We start from the raw sequence: 20,110 nt of genomic DNA on the forward strand, positions 1-20,110 counted from the left end.
GTACGTCACCTACTTCCGGTCGGGATCGGCGGCGAGACCGTAGTAGATGCGCGGGGCACCGTCGACGACGAGGGTGATCTTGCCGCCGGAGGCCTTCAGGGAGCGTTCCTGGCCGATGCAGTTGAGCTCCCGCACCGTGCCGTCGGCCGTCCCGGAGTGGGCGACGACCGCGGTCCTGGTCGTCCAGGTATCCGTCCAGGGCTCCGGTGACGCGTACCAAGGGTCTTCACCGTGATCGGAGTTGAGGACATAGCCGTCCTTGCGGCTCCAGATGATCGATACAGGTCCGCCGGGAGTGGTGAAGAGGAGCCCCTTGATGTCCGGGTCCGTGAAGGCGAGATGCCGGACGAACTCGGCCTCGTCCAGGACCCGGGCGGCAGTCGCGAAGGCGAGGAGCGAGGGCTTGGCGCTGGTGTCGCGGTTCATCAGGCCGTAGTGGTACTCGGGGTTGGCCGGGTCGGCCTCCTGGGGGTGGTAGAGCGTCGAGTCGTGCAGCTGGTACCAGTTGACGGCGCGCACGTTCTCGGCCTTGGCGAGAGCGAGGGTGAGCAGCGTGTTCTCGGCGGCGTGCCGGTAGGTGTCGCTCCACCACGCGTTGGGCCGGGTCGGTGCGTAGGCCTCGGTGAGCCAGAGTTCCTTGTCGCCGCCGTACTCCTCCAGGACCTGGTTCGCCTTGCGCAGCGCACCGAGGAAGTTCCAGTACGAGCCGGACGACCCCTGCGTCCATTCCTCGGGCGGTGGCGCGAAGTCCGGTGTGAAGTTGCCGCGCCCGGGATGAAAGGCGAAGGCGTCGATGAGATCCCATCCGCCCGCGGCATGGAAGTTCTCGGTCCACACGTAGTCCATGCCGCCGAGGCCGGCGTTCATGACCTTCATCTGCGAGCCCGCCGCGTCGAGGCGCGTGGTGACCTGGCGCAGACCGTCCCGGACATAGGCGTCGGCACCGCGCCCCGACATCCAGGGCTGGTTGACCTCGTTGCTCACCTCGAAGTAAGCGGCCTCGGCGTCCAGGGCCTTGGCGACGTTCGTGTCGGCCCACGCCGCGATCTGCTCCGCACTGCCGCCCACGGGGATGCCGCTCAGCTCCACGTTGTGCCCGATGCCGTTCGCGTCCAGAGTCGCGGTGTCGATGCCCGGAGCGCCCGCGTAGGCGATGCGGATCCACTTGATTCCGAGCGTCCTGACCAGCCCGAGTACGGCTTCCTTGCCGGGCTTGAGCAGCCAGGGGTAGTTGGCGAGACCGAACATCGACTCCTTGCCGGCCTTGTACGTGAACTCCGGGAGCACGCACAGATTCGTGCGGGCCAGCGCCTTGTCACTGCCGCTGACGGCTTCCACCTCGGTGAACACGATGTTCTGCGAGGGCGAGGTCACGGGGAAGGAGGCGTTCCAGACGGCGCCGGCCGCGAGGCTCCTGCAGAGCGTTCCACCGGCGACCTTCTTGCCGCCGAAGTCCCGCGCCCACCAGATGAGCCTCACCTTCCTGGCGGCGGCGGATCCGTTGACGACCTGCGCCTTGAGCGTCATCGTCCGGCCGGCCGACGTGTAGAGGTTGAACGGCTGGTCGGTCCACACCTCGACGCCGAGTGGCCGGTCGGCCGCGAGCGCCCCCGCCCCGCGCGGCCGCAGTTCGCCGAGGACCAGATCGGCCTCGGTGACCGCGGTGCCGGCTCCGGTCGCGGTGCCCGGCGAATGGACCCATGTGGCGTTCGTGTTCGCTGGGTTGGTGGACGAGAGGCAGAAGAAGCCCTGCGAACCCGGCCACGTCTCGACGTACGCGCCGCCCGCGTTCACCTCGTACGGAATGCCACCCCGGACGTCCCGCTCCCAGACGGTCAGTGCTTCGTACGACTCCGGCACGCTCGCCCCGTACACCGTGCGGGAGAACATGAAGCCGGCCGGTGTGAGCGTGGAGGAGCCGCTGACCTTCCACTTCAGGTGTGCCTTGCGCGCAGTGACGTCGAAGGTGCCGCGCACGGTGACTCCGGATGTGCCGCTCGCCATCGTGTACGTGACCTGAACAGCGGGCCGCCCGTCGGGGAGCGTGATCCGGGCGGGCGTACCGCCGAAGGTGCGCTGCTGGCCCAGCGCGGTGTCCTTGATCATGAAGTGGCTGAGCAGGATGCGGTCGGTGCCCGCACCGTCCTGTACGAGGACGCTCCCGTCGCTGCGGCCGACCAGGGTGATGCCGTCGGCCTGGATGGTGACGGGGTCTGCCGCGTACGCGGGAACGGTCGGCAGCAGCGCGGCGCCGGTGGCGACGGCCGTGCCCTGGATGAATCTGCGGCGGGCGACTGACATGGAGGTGCCCTTCTCTTGGTCGGGGTGTTCCGGATGCTCCGAAGGCTCCGAAGCGGAAGGTGCGGAGGGCGGCAGATGGACCGGTCGTCGGTTCCGGGGGACTCAGCCCTTGACTCCGGTGAAGCCGAGCCCGGCGACGATGTACTTCTGGCATACGACGAAGACGAGCACCGGCGGGGCGACGGCGAGCACCATCGCGGCGATCAGCTGGTCCTGCGGAGCCTGCGTGGCGAGCTGGGCGAGGGCAACGCTGATCGGCTGCTTCTCGGGGTCGGTGATGGCCACCAGCGGCCAGATGAAGTCCTTCCAGGAGTGCATCACCGCGAGCAGACTGATCACGGCGAGCACCGGCTTGCTCATCGGCAGCACGATCTTGGTGAGCAGCTGCCGAGTGCTCGCCCCGTCAACCCGGGCCGCGTCGAACAGCTCCTTCGGCAGGGCGTCGAAGAACTGTTTGGCGAGCAGCACCGTGAAGGCGTTGGTGCCGGCGGGCAGCCAGATCGCCCAATAGGTGTCGCCGAGGTTGAGATGGAGGAACGGCACATCGATCACCGTCATGAAGAGGCTGACCATGTTCACCGTGTACGGCACGAACATCGTGGCGAGGATCGCTCCGTAGACCGCCTTGCCGAACCTCGGCCTCAGCACCGAGAGCGCGAAGCCCGCCGTGGCCGAGACGAAGAGCTGGACGAACCACGAGCCTCCGACCACCAGGAAGGTGTTCATCAGATAGCGGCCGACGCTCAGGTCGGTGTAAGCCGTGCCGAAGTTGCCCAGGGCCGGCCGGTCCGGCCAGAGGGCGAGGGGCTGAGTCGTGAGCTCTGTGGGCGGTGAGACCGCACCCTTGACCATCCAGTACAGCGGTCCGATGCCTATGAGCAGCAGCAGGATCAGGGTGAACACCTGGATGGAGCGCACCGCGGCGCGAACGCCGGGACGCTGACGGTCGTTGGTGGATACGAAGGTGGTGAGCGTGGTCATGATGTGCTCCAGCTACGCGTGGCCCGCAGATAGACCGCGGAGAGCAGGGCGAGGGCGAGCACCATCAGGAAGGAGAGCGCGGCGGCCTGGCCGTACTCGCCGTCCTGGAAGGCGTACCGGAAGATCAACAGCAGGACCGTGAGGGTGGAGTTCTCGGGCCCGCCGCCGGTGAAGACGTACGGCTCGGTGAAGACCTGCACCGTGTTGATCAGCTGAATGAGCAGCAACAGACCGATGACGGACCTGAGCTGAGGCAGCATCACATGCCAGATCCGCCGCCAGATCCCGGCGCCGTCCACCTCGGCGGCCTCATAGAGTTCGCCGGGGATGCCGACCATCGCCGCGAGGTAGATCAGCACGGCGCCGCCCATCCCCGCCCACGTGGCCTCCAGGACCAGCGAGAGCATGGCGCTGTCGGACGACTCGAGCCACGAGTACGGGCCGAGCCCGGCCTTGCCGAGGACGTTGTTGAAGAGCCCGCTCCCGGGATCGTAGAACCACTTCCAGAGCAGGATCGCCACGACCGGCGGGATGACCACCGGCAGATACACCAGGAAGCGGTAGACACCCGCGCCGCGCCGTACCGTCGACATGATCGCGGCCAGGACCAGTGGCGCCGGGAAGCCGATCAGCAGGCCGAGGACCACGAAGAACAGGGTGTTCCCCACGGCGGTGCCGAGCAGCGGGTCGTCGAAGAGCGTACGGAAGTTGTCCAGGCCGACCCAGACCGCGGGCTCGACGAGGTTGGTCCGCTGGAAGCTGAGCAGCAGGCTGCGCACGATCGGCCACCAGGCGAAGAGCCCGAAGACCAGCAGTGCGGGGACGAGGAACAGCCAGGCCGTGAACTGTTTGCGGGCGCCGGTGCCACGCCGCTGCGGCAGGGAGCGCGGCGCGGGCTCCTTGGACACGGCGGCCGGGCGACGGGACGGAGTGAGCAGGGCCATGGGCCGGCTACTTCTGGTCCGCGGCGAGCTTGGCATTGACGTCCTTCTCGGCCGAGGCCAGCAGGGAGTCGATGTCCGCGTCGCGCTTGGTGAGCACAGCCTGGACGACCGGATCGAGCGCGGTGTACAGCTTCTGCGCCTGGTACGGCGGCTCCGGCTTCAGCTTCAGCGTGGAGAGGCCGTCGATGTACGGCCTGAAGTTCTGCAGCTTCACATTGATGTACGGCTTGATCGCGGCGTCGATCTCGGTCTGCCGCTTCCTGTCGAAGACCGGCAGCGTCGGCACGCCCACCGCGGACTTCGCATCGGCGGAGAGCGCCTTGGCCTGCTCGGCGGCGATTTCGGTGCTGTACTGCGGCTTGGCGTAGGCGAAGGTCAGCCATTCCACGGCCGCTGCCGCGTGCTTCTCGTCGGCGGACTTCGGGACCATGTAGACGTCGCCGCCGGTGAGGGTCGCGTCGCCGCCCGACTGGGGCATCGGGGCCGCACCGAAGGCGTCGGTCTTCTCCATGCCGAACTGCATCTTCGCGAGCCGGTACGTCCCTGGGCTGCCCATGAACATGCCGACCTGGCCGGCCGCGAACTGCTTGATCACGTCGTTCTGATTGTTGAGGAGGGTTCTGCCGAGCGAATCGTCCTTCCAGCGCATGTCCTGGAGGAGTCGCAGGCCCTTCTTCGTCGGCTCCCCGGTAAGCGTGGCGGTGTACCTGCCCCCCTCCTCCTTCTCCAGCTCGCCACCGAAGGCGTACGACAGCATGGTCAGCTGCCAGCCGCCCTGGTTGTCCTTGGACTCGTGGACGAAGCCCGCCTTGCCGGTACTGTCGCTGATCCTCTTGGCGGCGGTGCGGACGTCCGCCCAGGTGGCCGGCGGCCGGTCGGGGTCGAGGCCCGCCTTCTCGAAGAGATCGCGGTTGTAGACCAGGCCCTGGGCGTACGGATTCTGCGGTACGCCGTACACGTCGCCGGCGGTGTCGGTGAGCGGCTGGAGGACCTGCGGGTTGAACTCCTTGAAGTGCTTCCACTCCCTGAGCTGCCCGGTGATCGGCTGCACCTGCTTCTGCTGGATGAGCCGCTGCGGTTCGGTCAGCGGCACCTTGATGACGTCCTCGACATTGCCGCCGGACAGCTTCGCGGAGAACGTCAGCGGGTCGAAGACCGTAGTGGAACCCTTGACCTCGATGCCCGGGTTGGCCCGCTCGAAGTCCGCCACCTGCTTCTTGAACAGGGCGAGCCCCGGCTTGTCGGTGGCCGGCGGCATGCCCTGGACCCGCAGCACGAGATCGCCGTCCCCGCCGGCGCTGCTCGGGGTGAGGGAGGAACAGCCCGCGAGGGTCGCGGTCAGCGCCATGCAGCCAAGTATGGCCGCACAGCGGGAGTTTCTGGGCATAACGGCTCCAAGAAGGGCAGGGGTGGGCTCGGTGCGGAGGAGTGCGGTGCTTTTCTCGCTCTGGTGGTGTGTGCCGTGGATCAGCGGACGGGTGCGGGACCCGTCGAGGCGCGGGGGATCAGGCGGGAGCCGATCTCAACGAAGGGTGCGGCGACTTCGAGCCCGCGTCCGCTCCCCGCCGCAGTCTTCGCGATCGTCTCGATCAGGAGGTCACCGGCACGTGTGGCGATCTCTTCGGGGTCGATCCTGATCGTGGTGAGGCTGGGGGTCGAGACGGAGGCGAGCAGCGTGTCGTCGATGCCGATGACGCTGACATCGCGCGGCACGCTCATGCCGAGGTTGGCCATCTGGTGCAGCACGCCGAGGGCGACCAGATCGTTGTGGGCGATCACGGCCGTCGCCTCGTGGGCGGCGACGAGGGTGGCGGCGTGCACCCCCGTCTCGAACCGCGGTTCGTACGGCCCGAGCTCGGACAGGGACAGGTCGAGCGCCTCGAAGGACTCCTGGATGGACTTGCCGCGGCTCAGCTCGGCGCGCGACGCGTTGATGAAGACGCAGCGCCGATGGCCGTACGCCTTCAACTGCTCGGCGGCCTGCGCGATGCCGGCGGACAGTGAGATGCGGACCTCGGGGATGCCCGGCACGTGACGGTTCACCACCACCAGTGGCATGCGGGCGGCGAGTTCGTGGAGCCGGTCCTCGGTGAGGGTCGAAGCCCACAGGATCAGGCCGTCGACCCGCTTCGACACGGCCGCGATGGCGGCCATTTCGTCCGCTTCACGCTCGTCGCTGTCGACGACCAGGACCGTGTAGCCCAGGTGCCGGGCGCGGGCCTGCATCGCCTTGATGACCGGCGGGAAGAACGGGTTGGCGATGTCCGGGACGATCAGGCCGAGCGTTCCGGTGCCGCCGCCGCGCAGTGAACGGGCTGCCGGGTTGGGGGAGTAGCCGAGCTCGGCCGCGGCGTCGAGAATGCGCTGCCGCGTCGCGGGCTGCACCTGGTCGGGTGCGGTGAACGCACGGGACACCGTCGACACCGAGACTCCCGCGGCGCTCGCCACTTCCCGGATCGTGACTGCCACGAACGGCCTCCTCGTCGTCCTGAACCGGGGGACCCCGGTCGTCCCACATCTGGATCCTGTGAATGCGGTGATGTTTGCGAACGTTCCCATGCCGTGTCAAGTCATGCGGCAGGAGTATTTCCACGAGGAAAACCCCCTGCATGCACGGGTCTTGCGCTCCGCTCGAACTGCTGCCGATGATGTGTCCTCAAGAACGGCCCTGAAATTGCGGGAACGTTTTCATAGAGGAGTGGAATGAAGATCACCGGCCTGGAAGTGCTGACGCTCCCCGACCACGGCGACAGCATGATGCTGGTCGTGGTCGACACCGACGAGGGCATCCACGGCCTGGGCGAGGTAGGCATCAGGTCGCGCCAGCGGGCCGTGGCGGGCGGCCTGGAGCACCTCGCGGAGCTGATCGTCGGCGAGGACCCACGGCGGACGGAACACCTGTGGCAGGTGATGTTCCGGCGCGGTTTCTTCCCCGCCGACCGCATACTCGGTGCCGCCGTCGCAGCAGTGGACGTCGCCCTCTGGGACATCCGCGGCAAGGCGCTCGGCGTGCCGGTGCACGAGCTCCTCGGCGGCCGGGTTCGTGATCACGTACCCGCCTACGTGCATGTCGGCGACGGCTACCACGACCGCACGGCTTTCCTGGACCGCTGCCGCGACCTGGTTGCCGAGGGCTGGCACCATCTGCGGTTCGCCTCGCCGCACGACGCCGACGGAACCCTCGACGCCCGCCGCTGCCTTCGCGACTCGGTCGACCTCTTCCATCAGGTGCGGGACGTGGTCGGCGACGAGGTGGAGCTGATCCTCGACGTCCATACGCGCCTGGATCCGCCGGAGGCCCTGACCCTGTGCAGGGAGATCGAGGCGGCCCGCCCGTACTTCGTCGAGGACCCGCTGCGCTGTGAGAACCCGGACAGCTACCGCATGCTGCGGGCCCGCACCGGCGTACCACTGGCCGCAGGTGAGCAGTACGGCTCCAAATGGGAGTTCAGGACACTCATCGAGGGCGACCTGATCGACTACGCGCGCGTGGATGTCGGGGTGTCCGCGGGCCTGACCGAGGCGAAGAAGATCGCGGCGATGGCTGAGACCCACCACATCAAGCTCGCCACGCACAACCCGCTCGGCCCTGTCACCGCCGCCTCCTCGCTGCAACTCAATCTCGCCTGTCCCAACGTGGCGGTCCAGGAGCACCAGACGGACCCCGATCCGGCCATCGCCGCCCTCTTCACCGCGCGGCCGACGATCCTGCCGGGGCGGGTGGAGCTGAGCGGACTGCCCGGGATCGGCGTCGACATCGACCGGGAAGCGGCGCGCCGGTACCGGGCCTCGGCGGCCGAGCGCCCGCACCTGCGTACGGCGGACGGGGCGTTCACCAACTGGTAGCCGCTCAGAGCCGGCCCTGCGGGACCCAAGGACACGCACCACCCCTGCGCCCGTCCCGTGGAGAACAGGTCACCGGACGGGGAGCGGCCCCTCGCCGGTCACCGGCCGGGAAGCCGCACACGACCACGCGCCATGCGCGTCACCGTCCCGGCGGGTCAAAAGCCCGCCGCTCCACACTCATCACGAACCCCGACTCCAGGAAGTGAGGCGAGTTCCGTCGTGTCGTTCGAAGGAGCCGCGCGCCCGGTCGAACTGGGCCTTGTAGGCATAGCGTTCATGGGCGTGCTGATAGGCACGTCGGCGGCGCCGGCCCGTAGCCAAGAAATCGAGAAGCTGCAGGTGACGGCCGTGTCATCGCGGCCCGGCACAGTGTCGGGAGACGACGCCCTGATCCGCGTCGAGGTGCCCGCCTCCGTAGCCGCCGGCAAGGTCCGGGTCGAGGTCGAGGGCCGGGACGTGACAGCGAGCTTCCGGCCCTTCGGCAGCGACGCGCTGATGGGCGTGGTGAAGGAGCTGTCCAAGGGCAGCAACACGCTCACGGCCAGGGCCGAGGGCGCGGGCGCCGGACAACTGACCCTGAACAACCACCCCATCACGGGTCCGGTGTTCGCAGGGCCGCACGAGCAGCCGTTCGTCTGCGACACCGCGGCGTTCAAGACCGTCACCGGCGACACTCTCGGGCAGCCGGTCGACAAGGACTGCTCGGTCGATACCCGCGTCGACTACATGTATCGCACCACGGCCGGCACGTTCGTTCCGTTGCCCGGCCAGGACGACCGTCCCGCCGATCTGGCCACCACCACGACGAGCGTGGGCAAGAAGGTGCCGTACATCGTCCGCGTCGAGACCGGCACCATCAACCGAGGCATCTACGAGACGGCCGTGCTGTACGACCCCGCGTCGGGCACGCCCGACCCGCTGCAGCGGGAGCAGGGCTGGAACGGGCGCCTCGTGTACGGCTTCGGTGGGGGCTGCAACGGCGGCTGGTACGTCCAGGGGCGCAACACCGTCGGCATCATGAACGACACATATCTGAGCAAGGGCTACGGCGTCGCGTCGTCCACGCTGAACGTCTTCGGCAACAACTGCAACGACCTGCTGGCCGCCGAGACCATGAGCATGGTCAAGGAACGCTTCGTGGAGACCTATGGCGACCCGGCCTTCACCATCGGAAACGGCTGCTCGGGCGGCTCGTACCAGACCCACCAGATCGCCGACAACTACCCAGGTCTGCTGGACGGCATCCTCTCCGGGTGCAGTTTCCCCGACGTGGGCTTCGGGACGATCCAGACGCTCAGCGACGCCCAGCTCCTGAACCACTACTTCACGCAGGTCGCACCGGACGCGTTCACCAAGGACCAGCAGCGGGCGGTCTCCGGGTTCGGCAAGTGGGAGAGCATCGGCAGCCTGGCCAGGGCGAGCGGCCGTATCGACCCCACGGTGTTCTGCCCGGCCCAGCTGCCCGTGGCACAGCGCTACGACCCCGGCACCAACCCGGGCGGTGCCCGCTGTGACGTCTACAGCCACTCGGTGAACGTCTACGGCGAGGTTCCCGAGTCCGGGAAGGCGCGCAGACCGCTCGACAACACGGGTATCCAGTACGGACTCGATGCCCTGAACAAGGGGACCATCGACATGGACCAGTTCATCGACCTGAACCGGCGTATCGGCGGCCTCGACGACGATGCCAAGCCCGCCGCGGCGCGCACGGTCGCCGATCTCAAGGCGGTACGGACGGCCTACCGCACCGGTCGCATGCTGAACGGCGGAGGCGGCCTCGCCGACGTTCCGATCATCGACTACCGCGACTACACGGACGACGCGGCGGCCGGCGACATGCACATGCGCTTCCACTCCTTCTCGACCCGGGCGCGCTTGGACAAGGCCAACGGCACCCACGCCAACCAGGTCATGCTCACCCGCTCCAGCGGGCACGGATTCACGCTGGCCGGGATGCTGTCCGACATGGACCAGTGGCTCACCGGCATCAAGGGGGACGCCGGAGACGACGCCCCCATCGAGAAGATCGTCCGTTACCAGCCGCAGGGTCTCACGGACGCCTGCTGGACCCGTGGCATCGGGGCGAAGAAGATCGCGGAGCCCCAGGTCGAGGGCATCGACAACACCGCGTGCAACACCCTCTACCCGGTGTGGACATCCCCGCGGATGGTCGCCGGAGCCGATGTGGCCAACGACATCGTCAAGTGCCGCAAGCGTCCTGTGGTCCGCTCCGACTACCGAGTGCCCCCGACCGAGAACCAGTTCGCGGATCTGCAGTCGGTCTTCCGGGACGGTGTCTGCGACTGGCTCACGCCCGGGGCGGGTCAGCAGGGCCTCGCCGGTACCTGGCTCTCCTTCGACCAGGAGTGACCAGGGCGCGGCAGGCGATCGATGGCCCGGGTGAACACGGCGGCGGAGCCGTCCTGGACAGCCCCACCGCACGTCCCGGCGTGAGGTCGGCGGCGCCGAGCACGTCCTCGCGCGGATGAGGACCTTGAGGTCCTTCAAGACCGTCGCATGAAGGGCGACGGCATGCACACCGCGATGCTCGCATCAGGCCCGACGGGCCTGATCAGCCCAGGAGCCATATGCAAGCTCCGCCCAGGACGAGCAGCAGGCAGATGGCCAGGTTGGTGCGCCAGTACGTCAGGAAGATCGCGACGAACTCGCGGATCATCGCGCTGGGCCAGAAGTACGCGGCAGTGGGTGAACCGACGACCTGGCCTCTGACTCCCGTCCGGCGGGCGGTCACTGCGGCGCGGAAGACGTGGTAGTTGTTCGTGACGACCACGCAACGGTAGTCCGGATTCGCCTTCTCCATGATCGATCTGCTGAACCGCAGGTTCTCCTCGGTCGTCGTGGAGCGATCCTCACGTTCGATCAGGGCGGCCGGGAACCCGCGCTCGACGAGGTAGTCGGCCATGGCGTGCGACTCCGGCAGTGTTTCGTCCGGGCCCTGCCCGCCGGAGGCGAGGAGCACGGGCTGCCGGCCGCGCGTCGTCAGCCGCGTGTGCACGGTTCGGGCCCGTTCGAGCCGGCCGGCCAGGAGCGGCGACACCGTGGCTCCGTTTATGAGACCTGCGCCGAGCACCACCACGTAGTCGGCCTTGCGGTGGATGTGGAGACGTCCGTAGAGGAACGCGTAGACGATGAAACAGAGGAACAGGAAGGCGATGTAACCGGCCAGGGCCAGGACGGTGCCCGTGACCACCACCAGGAGTTCGTTCTCCAGGATCATCGCGGTGGTCATCAGTGCCAGAAGGGCCACCAGAGCAAGCCCGGCCAGAAGGGACAGGAGGTTGGCTGGGCTTCTGCCCTCCTTGCGCACCATCGTCACACCGTTGGAGACGAGGAACCAGGACAGGGTAATGATGCCCACGGCCACGAGAAGGAACAGGACGACGCCGATCTCCCTGCCCGTGGCCGGCTGCGACCGGGCGAGTTCTGTGAGCCAGGCGGCCACGGCGAAGGTGAACGACATTCCCAGGAGGACGGCGTTGCTGAAACGCCGGCGCTCACGGAGCGTGCCGATGCAGAAGGCGAGGAAGGTCAAGACCGCGGGTACGTAGGCCGGCATGCGCACATGTTAGGCGCAGGACCGGGCGCCCCGGCGCGGACGGATCGGCTACGCGGATCGGCTTCGCGGAGGGGCTGGAACGGATGCGGAGCCGAGCCTCACCGGGGAAGGCGTGCTGTCGTCCGGACGGGGACGGGCAGGGAGCAGCCCGTGACATCGCAGCAGGTCAGCCACTGCGAGGTTGCGCCTCCGTCGATACATCGATACGCCGATACGTCGGCCACGGGACGGCGTGCCGGCGCTCGGGCCAGCCGCGTCACCGAGGAGGGCACGGCTCCCGGCGCGACGAGTTCGGCGGGCGCGGGGATCAGGCTTTCGCGCTCGGTCCGGTGCACCACGACGAAGCGCCGCGGACGAGGCCGAACCAGCCGGCGGTGAACCCGGGCTGGAGCTGTCGGCCTCCACCAGGTCGGGCCCGGGTGCCGGCCGCTCGCGGTGGACGCCGCAATCGCCTGCGGCGTCAGGCTCGCACCGAACTCACCCGGAGCGGCGAGCATCAGGGTGCCTGCCCTGCTCCTGATCGGCGGCCCGTCGCAGGACCCGGCTGCTGTCCCGTCCCGGCACCCCCTCGCCACCACCGCCGCTCCGGGATGTTCACCCCGAGCGTCGCAGGTGCCCGGGCGTAAGCACGTTCAGGAAGGGCACATGAAGCGCAATTCAAGAAGGCACATGAAGTGCAAGGGGAGGAAGCGCCATGAAGCCATTGGACTCCGGGCCCTTGGACACGAAGAGCGGCAGGCCCGTCGAGCCCGGCGCGACCGTGTCCGAGGCGGAGGGTGGGGGCCGGGGCGGGACGTGCCCGACGGCCGGTGAGAGCGGGGAGAGCCCGAGGGCGGTGTCGGAGGAAGATCCCAGGGAGCGGGTCAACCGCCGCTGGAACGAGATCCTGCAGGAGACGAGGGTCGCCCAGACGGGGATCCAGATCCTCTTCGGATTCCTGCTCAGCGTCGCCTTCACGCAGAGATTCGAACGACTGGGCGACTTCGACCACCGCGTCTACGTCATCACTGTCGTTCTCGGCGCCTCCGCGATCGGAGCTCTCATAGCGCCCGTCGCGCTGCACCGCTTCCTGTCCGGCTCCCGGATGAAGGACGAAGTGGTGGTCGTCGCAGCCCGGTTCATGGTGTGCGGCATGGTCCTGCTCGCCCTGACCGTCGGCTGCACGCTGCTGCTCCTGCTGCACACCGTACTCACCGACCTTCTGGCGGAGATACTCGTCGGCGCCGTCATGGCGTGGTTCGCCGGGGCCTGGTTCGTACTCCCCTTGGTTCTCAAGATGCGCTCGGGCCGCCGCGTCGGCTGACGCGGCGGGGCGCGGCGGAGCGCGGCGGAGCGCGGCGGGGCGCGGCCGGCGCCGGGGCTGAGCCGAGCGGGGGAAGCCGGTCCACCCGATGGCGCAACCGCGCCCGCCGCGCCTGCCGACGGCGGCCATCCGGTGATTGCCTGATCCCCGCCCGCCGGGCAGCGGCCCGTCGGACCGTAGTCGCGCAGCAAGGAGACAGGGCATCATGGATTCCCCTGCCGTGGCATCGAGGCCTGCTCTGCCGGCCGACTTGCTGAAAGGCCAGACGGCACTCGTGACCGGTGCCAATTCCGGCATCGGCAAGGCCACGGCCATCGGACTGGGCCGGGCGGGCGCCGACGTGGTGGTCAACTACGTGAGCGGTCGTGAGGCCGCCGAGCAAGTCGTTGCGGAAGTCACTTCGTTCGGGGTACGGGCACTGGCCTGCGAAGCCGACGTGTCGCAGGAGTCCCAGGTGACCGCGATGGTGGATCGGACGGTGCAGGAGTTCGGAACCCTCGACATCCTGGTCGCCAATGCAGGGATGCAGCGTGACGCCGGCTTCACCGAAATGACTCTGGCCCAGTGGCAGAAGGTGCTCGACGTCAACCTCACGGGCCAGTTCCTGTGCGCACGTGAGGCAGCCAGGGAGTTCCGCCGGCGCGGCGTGGTCCCCGAGGTGTCCCGGGCAGCCGGGAAGATCATCTGCATGAGTTCGGTGCACCAGATCATTCCCTGGGCAGGGCACGTGAACTACGCCTCCTCCAAGGGCGGCGTTCAGATGATGATGCAGACGCTGGCCCAAGAGCTCGCACCGGAGAAGATCCGGGTGAACGCCGTGGCCCCGGGAGCGATCAGGACCCCCATCAACCGCAGTGCCTGGGAGACGCAGGAGGCCCGCGAGGACCTCCTGCGCCTGATCCCGTACGACCGGATCGGTGACCCCGAGGACATCGCCCACGCAGTTGTCCTTCTCGCCTCCGACCTCATGGACTACGTCGTGGGGACGACGCTCTACGTGGACGGCGGGATGACGCTCTTCCCCGGGTTCGCAACCGGCGGCTGACCCTTTCGCAAGACCCGATCGGCGAAGGCGGATATGAACACCTCGGTCCACCTGCTGGCGAGTGCGCCGGATCAGCTTCTGCCGGCCCGAGAACTCATGGCCTTCACTCTGGCCTCACACATCATCCTGGTCCCCTTGGGCGTGGCCCTGCCCCTGATCACCCTGGTCATGCACTATCGCGGACTGCGGCACAAGGACGCGACAGCACTTCTGCTGGCGCGGCGGTGGTCGGCGGTGATGGCTGTTCAGTTCGCCGTCGGTGTCGTCACCGGCACGGTGCTCTCCTTTGAGTTCGGTCTGCTCTGGCCGGGGCTGATGGGCAGGTGGGGTGACGTCTTCGGGATCGGCTTCGGGGTCGAGGCCTGGGCCTTCTTCCTCGAAGCGGTCCTCATCGCCATCTATCTCTACGGATGGCGTCGTTTGAAGCCCCGGACGCACTTCCTGCTCGGGCTGCCGCTTCCGGCTGCGGCGCTGCTGGGGGCGTTCGGCATCCTGGCGGCCAATTCCTGGATGAACACCCCTCGGGGCTTCTCCCTCGACTCCGCCGGCCATCCTGCGGACGTGAACATCTGGAAGGCGATCTTCACGCCGATGTTCGGGCCGCAGTACTGGCATTTCGTGGTGGCCATGCTGATCACCGCCGGCTACACGGTGGCCGGCGTCTACGCGGTCGGATGGCTCAGGGGCCGTCATGACCGGTACCACCGGCTCGGATTCGCCGTTCCCTTCACCATCGCCGCGGTGGCGACTCCCGTCCAGTTCGTCCTGGGAGACTCCATCGCCCGTTCGGTCTTCCACAAGCAGCCGGTGAAGTTCGCGGCCATGGAGGTCGTCTGGAAGACCGACACCCGCGTTCCGGAGTACCTGTTCGGCCGCCTGCGCTCCGACGGCTCCGTCTCGGGCGGCATCAGGGTTCCGCTGCTGGACTCCCTCCTCGCCGGCTTCAGCCCGGACACCCGGGTCGTCGGACTGACCTCCGTCCCGCCCGACCAAAGGCCGACAGTGCTTCAGGCGACGATCGCACACTGGGCCTTCGACATCATGGTCCTCATCGGCTCCGCCCTGGTGCTCCTGGCGCTGTGGTACGGCCTGGTGTGGCTGCGGCACCGCAGGCTTCCCGCCTCGAAGTGGTTCTACCGCAGCGCGGCCTTTGCGGGTCTGTTCTCCGTGGTGGCTGTCGAGTGCGGCTGGATCGCGACCGAGGTCGGACGCCAGCCCTGGATCGTCTACCAGAACATGCGGGTCGCCGAGGCAGTCACGGCGACCCGCTCGTCCACGCTGTGGATCATGTTCGGGCTGGTGGTCGTCGTCTACCTGTTCATCTTCGGGTCGCTCCTCGTCGTCCTGCTCAAGCTGCGCACGCGGTGGCGCGACGCCGATGCGGAGACCGCTGCGGGACGTTCGGCGGACCCGCCCGAGACGGACGGCCCGTACGGCCCGCGGACGTCGGTCCCCGCCGGAGAAGGCGGCGGCGCCCCGCCCGCGGGTGACCGGACGTGACGGCCGACCTGATGGCAGTGGTCCTGCTGCTCGCCATCGCTGCGTACACCTGCGCCGGAGGTACCGACTACGGCGCAGGCTTCTGGGACCTGACCGCGGGAGGCACCGAACGCGGCAGGCGTCCGCGGTGGCTCATCGATCACGCGATGGCCCCCGTGTGGGAGGTCAACAACGTCTGGCTGATCTTCGTCTTCGTCATCATGTGGACCGGATTTCCCACCCTCTTCCAAACCGTCTTCTCCGCAATGTGGCTGCCCCTGGCGCTGGCGGCCGTGGGCCTGGTCCTGCGCGGCGCCGGCTTCGCGTTCCGCAAGGTCGTCCGCCGGCTCACGGACCGGCGCCTCTACGGCGCCGTGTTCGCCCTGGCTTCGCTCGTCACGCCGTTCTTCCTCGGCACCGCCGTAGGAGGGGTGGCCTCAGGCCGCGTGAAGCCCGGCACGGAAGCCTCGGCGGATGCCTGGTCCAACCCCACTTCGATCATGTTCGGCCTGCTCGCCGTCGCCGCGACGGCCTTTCTGGGCGCTGTGTTCCTGGCAGCGGACGCCCGCCGCTTCGACGCACCGGACCTGATCGCCTACTTCCGGCGGCGTGGGCTGGTGAGCCTCGTCGTGCTCGTGGTGCTGGGGGCGATCACCCTGTTCGTCACGAGCGAGGACGCCCCTCACGTGTGGCGCGGGCTCACCCACGGGGCGGGGCTGGCCTTCGGCATCGCCGCCACAGCTGCGTGCCTCATCACGGCGTGGCTGCTCACGCGGAGGCCGGGCGGCTGGGCCCGCGCCTCGGCCGTCGGCGTCATCGCCTGCGCGGTCATCGCCTGGGGACTGGCTCAGCGTCCCTACCTCCTTCCGCCGTCGATGACCGTCGCCGAAGGCGCCGGTGCGTCGACCACGCTGACCTGGCTGGCGTTCGTCACCCTCGTCGCGCTGGTGATCGTGGTGCCGGCCGTCGTCTTCCTGTACTGGCTCGACACCAGGGGTGAGCTCGAAGAACTCACCGAGGCCGACCTGCGACGAGGCGGCGATCCCGAGGGCGGTGCCGGGACGGGCGCGAGCTGACGCTCAGGACGGCTCCCTCCCGACCGCACCAGGACTCTGCCGAAAGGAGTCGCTGTGACAGACGACGAGATCTACCTCGGCATCACACTGACCCTGCTCCTCGCCGCCGGCTCACAGATCCTGGCGAGCAGACTGCGCGTTCCCGCCCTCATCATCCTGCTGCCCGCGGGGTTCACCGCCGGCGCGCTCACGGACGTCATCCACCCCGACAAGCTGATGGGACAGAACTTCGACGTCCTCGTGTCGATGTCCGTGGCGGTGATCCTCTACGACGCAGGCCTCGGGCTCAACCTCCGCAAGCTCACCGGCCGCACACGGTGGATCGTGGGACGACTGCTGCTGCTCGGTGTGCTCGTCACCTTCCTGGTCACCTCAGCCGTGGCACCGGCGATGTTCGGCATGCCACTCAAGGTCGCCTCGATGCTCGGCGTGATCCTGGTTGTCTCCGGCCCGACGGTCGTCGGCCCCCTTCTCGACTTCGTGCGGCCCACGGACAAGGTGCGCCGCATCCTCATCTGGGAAGGGACCCTGACCGACCCGATCGGCGGCATCCTGGGGGCACTTGTCTTCCACGCGATCGCCACCACACAACGGGTGGACATCGGCCGTGGCTACCAGCTCGGCCAGTTCGCCCTCAGCATGGCGGTGGGGCTCATCGGCGGAGCGGTGGGGACAGCCTTGCTCTGGTTGACGCTTCGCACACTGCGGCTCGGCGAGACGCTCGGGACGCTGGCCCAGCTGACCACCGTGATCGTCGTGTCCGCGGGCGCCGACGTCGTCAGGGACGACACGGGGCTCATCGCCGCCATCGTCACCGGCCTCGCCGTCACCAACATCGAGGGCTTCGACATGCCCGCGCGGCGTCCGTTCTTCGAGACCCTGGCCCAGCTGATCATCGGCCTGCTGTTCGTCTCGATCTCCTCCACCGTCACGCCGGCTTCCCTCGTGCCCGTACTCCTGCCGGCACTCGGCCTCATCGCCCTCCTGGTCCTCGTGGTACGACCCCTCGTGGCCTACGGGTCGACCGCGGGCTCCGCCCTGTCCATGGGCGAGAGGACCTTCATCGGATGGATGGCTCCGCGCGGCATCGTTGCCGCGGCCACGGCTACGGCGTTCTCGGGGAACCTGGTCGACAGGGGGGTCGAAGGCGCCGCCGAAATCCTTCCCGTCACCTTCCTGGTGATCGTCGGGACGGTCCTGTTGTACGCACTGTCCGCGGCGCCGGTCGCCCGGTTCCTGGGCATCGTCAAGCCCGTGGGCACACGCATCCTCCTGGTGGGCGGTGAACCGTGGGTGGTGGACCTGGGCAGGACCCTGCGGTCCGCCGGGCTGGACGTTCTGATGTGGGCGGGCCTCGCCGAGGAACGGCAACGGATCACCGGAGCGGGTATCGAACTCGCCGGCGGCGATCTGCTCGCCACCGCCACCAATCCGGGGGCCCGGCTGGAGGGCGTGACGGCCGTGTTCCTGGCCACCGACGACGACGACTTCAACGCCCTCGCCTCGGTGGTGATGCAGGACAGCGTCGAGGGGCCCGTCTACCGGGTCGGCCCTCCCGAGGACAGCCACGGTGTGGTTGCCCCCTACACCGGCGGAGACATCCTCTTCGGCAGACCCCTCGTGCGTCACGCACTGGCCGCGCGATACGGGACGGGTGCACGCTTCCTCGTCCAGGAGGCCTCGGCTCCGATGCCGCCGGGCAGTGAGACCCTTTTCGTGGTGCGTGAGGATCTGCGGCTGGAACCCGTGACAGAGAATCGGCGGATCATTCCCGGGAAGGGCGACAGCGTTGTACTGATCACCCCCGGCACGGAACTGTGACAGCCCACGTGACAGCTCTGTACCGCCCATGCGCGCTCACTCCGGGCCGCGAACAGTGAGGGTCATTCGCCGAAGTGGTGCGTCGTTCACCGTCAGCACGTCCACGCGGACCCCGAATTGCTTCAGTGGGAGCGCCGTGCAAGGTCAGGGCCTACGCGTGAAGAGGGGCGCTTTCCGAACGGCGGAGCGACTTCAAGGGTCTCAGCGCAGGCTGTGAAGACGTGCTGCGACCCGGGTGGTGAAGCCACTGTGTCGGCCCCTGTGCACCATCGGGGCTGACATACCGTGGAGCCGGACCGCTCCCGGCCGCAGCGCAGTGCCCGCACGGCGCCGCGCCGCCGGAGTACCGGCCGTCGCGAAGGGACGAATGCCAGATGCGCATCATCATGACCTGGGCCTCCGCGTTCCGGCTTCGGCAATACGTGGTGGCGAACCTGTGGATCATGCCGCTGTTCGGCCTCGTCCTGGGATTCGTCCTGGCTGAATTGGCCATCAACGCCGACAGTTCGGACTGGCCCCCGAGCGGATGGCACTATTCGGCGACAACGGCCAGCGGCGTGCTGAGTGCCATTGTGGGCGCAATGATCGCACTTCTGGGGTTCGTTGTGACCATCGGCGTTCTCGTCATTCAGCAGGCCACGGGAACGCTGTCGCCACGATATATGCGGCTCTGGTACAGGGACCGGCTCCAGAAGGCCGTACTGGCCACCTTCACCGGCACTTTCGCTTTCGCCTTCTCCTTGCTGCGCAGCGTCGAGTCGCAGTCCGTACCGGATTTCGGAGTCACCCTGGCCGGTGGCGCCGTGGCTGTCAGCCTCCTGTTGCTGCTCATCTACCTCAACCGCTTCACGCACAACCTCAGACCGGTCGCCATCGCCGACCTCGTCGGCCGCATGGGGGAGGACGTCTTCGAGCGCGGCACCAGGGCGGTCACGTCCGCGGCGCCGCACCGCGGTGAAGCCGTGAGGCGGCTGGGCCAGGTGACCGTCGTCCGTGCGACGAGAGGCGGGGCGATCCAGGCCCTCCACACGGCCGGCCTGGCGGCGATTGCCGCACGCCACGACTGTCTCTTCGAAGTGCCCCACGTGATCGGTGACTACGTTCCCCGAGGCGCGGTCCTCCTCGAAATTCACGGAGGAACGTCGACCCCTGACAGCCGACAGGTCAGGGGTCTCATCGCGCTCGGCCCTGAGCGGACGATCGAACAGGACCCGGCATTCGCGGTCCGGGTGCTCGTCGATATCGCGATCCGGGCCCTCTCGCCCGCTGTCAACGACCCCACCACCGCCGTGCAGATCATGAATCACATCGAGTCGCTCCTCCACGTGATCGGTCGGTCGCCACTGCCCGGCCGATATGTGCTGTCCGGCGACGACGGAAGGCCACGGCTCGTCCTGAGAGGGAGGGCGTGGGAGGACTACCTCCAGCTCGCCGTAGGCGAGATCCGCGACTACGGAGCGACGTCGATCCAGGTCTGCCGGCGCCTGCGCGCGCTGCTCGACGGGCTGCTCGACAGCCTGCCGCCCACCCATCATCCGGCACTCCGGACAGAGATGGATCTCCTCAGTGCGTCCGTGGAGCGGGCGTTTCCCGATGTGGCTCGCCGTGCCGTCGCCCGGACGGCCGACAGTCAGGGCGTGGGCGGCCGGTCCCTCTCCGGCGCATAGCGGGGTGGCTGCTTCTCCAAGGGCTGTCCCGCACTTCCTGGTGGATCAGCGCGCGGCCGTCGGATGCGGT

Annotated in this window: 14 protein-coding genes; 8 read left to right on the forward strand and 6 right to left on the reverse strand. The window is 68.3% G+C overall.

Annotation, left to right across the window (positions count from 1 at the left end):
- Positions 1–9 precede the first annotated feature (9 nt).
- From OG538_RS33475 to OG538_RS33495, 5 genes are all read right to left on the reverse strand, one after another.
- Positions 10–2,301, reverse strand: a complete 2,292-nt coding sequence (locus tag OG538_RS33475) for a hypothetical protein (protein WP_406099288.1) — start codon at positions 2,299–2,301, stop codon at positions 10–12.
- A gap of 102 nt (positions 2,302–2,403) precedes the next feature.
- Positions 2,404–3,282, reverse strand: a complete 879-nt coding sequence (locus tag OG538_RS33480; RefSeq protein WP_406099289.1) for a carbohydrate ABC transporter permease — start codon at positions 3,280–3,282, stop codon at positions 2,404–2,406.
- Positions 3,279–4,226 carry a carbohydrate ABC transporter permease gene (locus OG538_RS33485; protein ID WP_406099290.1) on the reverse strand — a complete coding sequence of 316 codons (948 nt, stop codon included), beginning with the start codon at positions 4,224–4,226 and terminating at the stop codon, positions 3,279–3,281. Before OG538_RS33485 ends, OG538_RS33480 begins: the two co-directional genes overlap by 4 nt.
- Before the next feature lie 7 nt (positions 4,227–4,233).
- Entirely contained in the window at positions 4,234–5,574 is a 1,341-nt protein-coding gene (locus OG538_RS33490) for an ABC transporter substrate-binding protein (RefSeq protein WP_406099292.1), read from the reverse strand.
- 119 nt (positions 5,575–5,693) lie between these two features.
- Positions 5,694–6,695 (reverse strand): LacI family DNA-binding transcriptional regulator, encoded by a 1,002-nt coding sequence (locus OG538_RS33495; RefSeq protein ID WP_406099294.1) that lies wholly within the window; start codon positions 6,693–6,695, stop codon positions 5,694–5,696.
- Positions 6,696–6,929: 234 nt separating this feature from the next.
- Here OG538_RS33495 and OG538_RS33500 point away from each other — a divergent pair, with 234 nt between their 5' ends.
- Positions 6,930–8,072 (forward strand): mandelate racemase/muconate lactonizing enzyme family protein, encoded by a 1,143-nt coding sequence (locus tag OG538_RS33500; RefSeq protein ID WP_406099295.1) that lies wholly within the window; start codon positions 6,930–6,932, stop codon positions 8,070–8,072.
- Between the two features lie 348 nt (positions 8,073–8,420).
- Entirely contained in the window at positions 8,421–10,442 is a 2,022-nt protein-coding gene (locus OG538_RS33505; RefSeq protein WP_406099296.1) for a DUF6351 family protein, read from the forward strand.
- A gap of 202 nt (positions 10,443–10,644) precedes the next feature.
- Here the strand turns inward: OG538_RS33505 and OG538_RS33510 are convergent, their stop codons facing one another.
- Positions 10,645–11,649, reverse strand: a complete 1,005-nt coding sequence (locus OG538_RS33510; protein ID WP_406099298.1) for a YdcF family protein — start codon at positions 11,647–11,649, stop codon at positions 10,645–10,647.
- 694 nt (positions 11,650–12,343) lie between these two features.
- On the opposite strand from OG538_RS33510, the gene OG538_RS33515 reads away from it, so the two are divergent.
- From OG538_RS33515 to OG538_RS33540, 6 genes are all read left to right on the forward strand, one after another.
- Complete coding sequence (locus OG538_RS33515) at positions 12,344–12,952, forward strand: DUF6328 family protein (RefSeq protein ID WP_406099299.1); 609 nt, start codon at positions 12,344–12,346, stop codon at positions 12,950–12,952.
- 205 nt (positions 12,953–13,157) lie between these two features.
- Complete coding sequence (locus OG538_RS33520; protein ID WP_406099300.1) at positions 13,158–13,997, forward strand: SDR family oxidoreductase; 840 nt, start codon at positions 13,158–13,160, stop codon at positions 13,995–13,997.
- Between the two features lie 33 nt (positions 13,998–14,030).
- Positions 14,031–15,497, forward strand: coding sequence for a cytochrome ubiquinol oxidase subunit I (locus OG538_RS33525; protein ID WP_406099302.1), 1,467 nt, complete (start codon positions 14,031–14,033; stop codon positions 15,495–15,497).
- Positions 15,494–16,552 (forward strand): cytochrome d ubiquinol oxidase subunit II, encoded by a 1,059-nt coding sequence (locus OG538_RS33530; protein ID WP_406099304.1) that lies wholly within the window; start codon positions 15,494–15,496, stop codon positions 16,550–16,552. Before OG538_RS33525 ends, OG538_RS33530 begins: the two co-directional genes overlap by 4 nt.
- A gap of 54 nt (positions 16,553–16,606) precedes the next feature.
- Positions 16,607–18,373 (forward strand): cation:proton antiporter, encoded by a 1,767-nt coding sequence (locus OG538_RS33535; RefSeq protein WP_406099305.1) that lies wholly within the window; start codon positions 16,607–16,609, stop codon positions 18,371–18,373.
- Positions 18,374–18,747: 374 nt separating this feature from the next.
- Positions 18,748–20,040, forward strand: coding sequence for a DUF2254 domain-containing protein (locus tag OG538_RS33540; protein WP_406099306.1), 1,293 nt, complete (start codon positions 18,748–18,750; stop codon positions 20,038–20,040).
- Positions 20,041–20,110 lie beyond the last annotated feature (70 nt).

The organism is Streptomyces sp. NBC_01013 (genome assembly GCF_045162765.1).
In the GTDB taxonomy this organism is placed as follows: Bacteria; Actinomycetota; Actinomycetes; order Streptomycetales; family Streptomycetaceae; genus Streptomyces.

Bases quoted from the DNA above. Each gene is read 5' to 3' on its own strand.
- OG538_RS33500 (WP_406099295.1), top strand. From the start codon at position 6,930: ATGAAGATCACCGGCCTGGAAGTGCTGACGCTCCCCGACCACGGCGAC.
- OG538_RS33525 (WP_406099302.1), top strand. From the start codon at position 14,031: ATGAACACCTCGGTCCACCTGCTGGCGAGTGCGCCGGATCAGCTTCTG.
- OG538_RS33490 (WP_406099292.1), bottom strand. From the start codon at position 5,574: ATGGCGCTGACCGCGACCCTCGCGGGCTGTTCCTCCCTCACCCCGAGC.
- OG538_RS33510 (WP_406099298.1), bottom strand. From the start codon at position 11,649: ATGCCGGCCTACGTACCCGCGGTCTTGACCTTCCTCGCCTTCTGCATC.
- OG538_RS33540 (WP_406099306.1), top strand. From the start codon at position 18,748: ATGCGCATCATCATGACCTGGGCCTCCGCGTTCCGGCTTCGGCAATAC.
- OG538_RS33520 (WP_406099300.1), top strand. From the start codon at position 13,158: ATGGATTCCCCTGCCGTGGCATCGAGGCCTGCTCTGCCGGCCGACTTG.
- OG538_RS33485 (WP_406099290.1), bottom strand. From the start codon at position 4,226: ATGGCCCTGCTCACTCCGTCCCGTCGCCCGGCCGCCGTGTCCAAGGAG.
- OG538_RS33480 (WP_406099289.1), bottom strand. From the start codon at position 3,282: ATGACCACGCTCACCACCTTCGTATCCACCAACGACCGTCAGCGTCCC.
- OG538_RS33475 (WP_406099288.1), bottom strand. From the start codon at position 2,301: ATGTCAGTCGCCCGCCGCAGATTCATCCAGGGCACGGCCGTCGCCACC.
- OG538_RS33515 (WP_406099299.1), top strand. From the start codon at position 12,344: ATGAAGCCATTGGACTCCGGGCCCTTGGACACGAAGAGCGGCAGGCCC.